This window comes from Nocardioides sp. CF8, from assembly GCF_000389985.1.
In the GTDB taxonomy this organism is placed as follows: domain Bacteria; phylum Actinomycetota; class Actinomycetes; order Propionibacteriales; family Nocardioidaceae; genus Nocardioides; species Nocardioides allogilvus.
The window spans coordinates 4172167-4174453 of record NZ_CM001852.1; the positions used below are offsets into that span (position 1 = coordinate 4172167).

Below are 2287 nucleotides of genomic sequence, written 5' to 3' on the forward strand. Positions count from 1 at the left end.
GCGGATCGCTATCCGGGACGGTGTAGCAGCCGACGGTGGCGGTCGGCCGCGAGGCCACGACGGCGTCGGGCAGCTGGTTCACGGCACGAGCATCGCCGACGCCGCCATACGAATCTGCCCGACCGGGCAGGGGGCAGCGGCTCAGGAGATCCGTCGACGGCCCCGGTGCTGGGTCGTCCCCGACGCACAAAGCGCGTCCGCGCCCGAAGACGACCCACGCACAGTGCGCAACCGCACTGCGGCTCCGTGGTGGTTCAGCGCTCGCCTGGCTCTGCGACTAGAGCTACGGCTCGCGTCCACGCTCCGCTGCCGCACTCAACCTTGATCGGGAACGCGAGGATGGTGGCCCCGATCGCAGGCACCGCCGTGAGGTTGGCCAGCTTCTCGATCTGCAGATAAGGCTGCTCGATGCCAGCGAAGTGCGCGGGCCACAGCGCCGCCGGATCGCGCCGCTGCTGCCACTCCGCGCCGATCAGCGGATATGGCCGGTCCAAGCTCCAGGCGTCGGTACCGATGGTCCGCACGCCACGCTCGAGCAGCGCCAGCACCGCTTCACGTCCCAGACCACACCCGGTCTCCCAGAACTTCTCATCACCCCAGAGCCGCTCCGCGCCCGTGTAGAACGCCACCACAGCGCCCGCCTGCAGATCGGGTGCGATGCCCGCAAGGCGCTCGACCACTTCGTCTCGGCCGATCAGGTGCCCGGTGGGCAGGTCCGACACGTCCACCACCACCAGGTCACCGACGCACCACGAGAGCGGCACACGGTCGATGGTGGCGGCAGGTGCACCGCCTGCTGTCGGCGCGTAGTGCCACGGCGCGTCCACATGGGTACCCGCGTGCGTGGACAGCCGGTGCAGCATCTCACCGGCGAAACCCCGTCCGCCTGGCAGAGCCCCACGTGGGATGCCGAACATGCCCTCCCACACCTCGGCGCCTTCCTCATGCGTCTGTGCCTCCAGCCACGGGGGTACCGGCTCGCTCGGCGACGGTCCGAGACGGTGTGTCAGGTCGACGAGGCGAACACGGTGGCCCAACAGAGAAATCAGCTCTTCCACCGGATCATCGTCCCAGCCCTACGCTCGCCTCGGGCTGCGCACCTGCTCGAGATCCTGGTTGCGCCACCTGCCCCGGCCGAGTCGCGTCACCAAGCGTTCGCGAAGAAGCACACTCACATGGCCGCGATCCGTGCATCTGGCGACGTGCGTCTTTATAGCCGCCATCGACGCGGTTGCCCGCCCTGTCAAAGTGGCCGCCATGGACGACGACCTCGATGAGCGACAAACCGTCGACGGCGTGGCTGTCCTCCCCACCACTGCCGATGCGGTGTCGGCATCCGTCGCCTGTGCTCGGGCATTGGGGCTGCCAGCCGACGATCCCGAGGTCATCGCCGAGGGCTACAGCGTTCGCGTACGACTCAGGCCCGCACCAGTAGTCACCCGCGTCGTGACCGTCGGGCGCGCACTGCGCCCACACCCCCTGCCCTGGCTCGAACGTGAAGTGCTCGTCGCCCAGTTCCTCGCCGCCTCGGGCGTACCTATCGTCGCCCCGTGGGAGGACCCGGGGCCCCACATCGCAGAGGGACTGGAAGTGTGCCTGTGGCACTGGACCGAACACGACTCCCGCGAAGTATCAGCCGCCGGCTTCGGCGCGATGCTGGGACCGTTGCACGACGCACTGGCCCGCTACCCCGGTGACCTGCCCACCCTGATCGGCCCTCTCACCGACATCTCCCCGGCGCTGGCGATCTCATCAGATCCGACCCTCCATCGCGCTGCCGCCGAGTTGGTCCCCTTGACCCGGTCCTGGCCGGCCCGTCCCCTGCATGGAGACGCCCACACAGGAAACGTGCTCATGACGCCGGACGGACCACTCTGGACCGACTTCGAGGACGTGTGTGTCGGGCCCGTGGAGTGGGACATGGCCTCGATGACGATCACAGACGACGCATTGGCCGCCTACCCCGGCCCATCGACCGGACCCGACTCTCCGACTGCCGTGACCTGCGCCGTCTGCAGGTCCTCGCCGGCCTCCTGGTCGGGAACCACGACGACCCTTCGCTCTACGAGACGCTGGTCGCGCACCTCGACCGACGCCTCCACGACTGATCCGGCCTGCGAGGGAGGGCCGACTGGTCGAAGCCTTCGCGGTACGACGGCCAGGCCGGGCTGCCGCTGCCGCGTGCCGAAGCGGCCGAGCCCTGCGACGACCGCAGGTACGAAGACGCGGGAGGCCGCCGCGCCCAGCTCATGTCAGCCGGGTGACGACCGGTTGCCGGTGAGGGATC

Annotated in this window: 2 protein-coding genes; one reads left to right on the forward strand and one right to left on the reverse strand. The window is 69.3% G+C overall.

Features of this window, described 5'->3' with window-relative positions; translation table 11 throughout:
- Positions 1–254: 254 nt before the first annotated feature.
- Positions 255–1058 (reverse strand): cyclase family protein, encoded by an 804-nt coding sequence (locus CF8_RS23390; protein ID WP_084622976.1) that lies wholly within the window; start codon positions 1056–1058, stop codon positions 255–257.
- Positions 1059–1257: 199 nt separating this feature from the next.
- Between CF8_RS23390 and CF8_RS21745 the strand changes: the two genes are divergently transcribed.
- Positions 1258–2287 (forward strand): phosphotransferase enzyme family protein (locus CF8_RS21745; RefSeq protein ID WP_232211546.1); only part of this gene is annotated, 1030 nt, incomplete at its 3' end.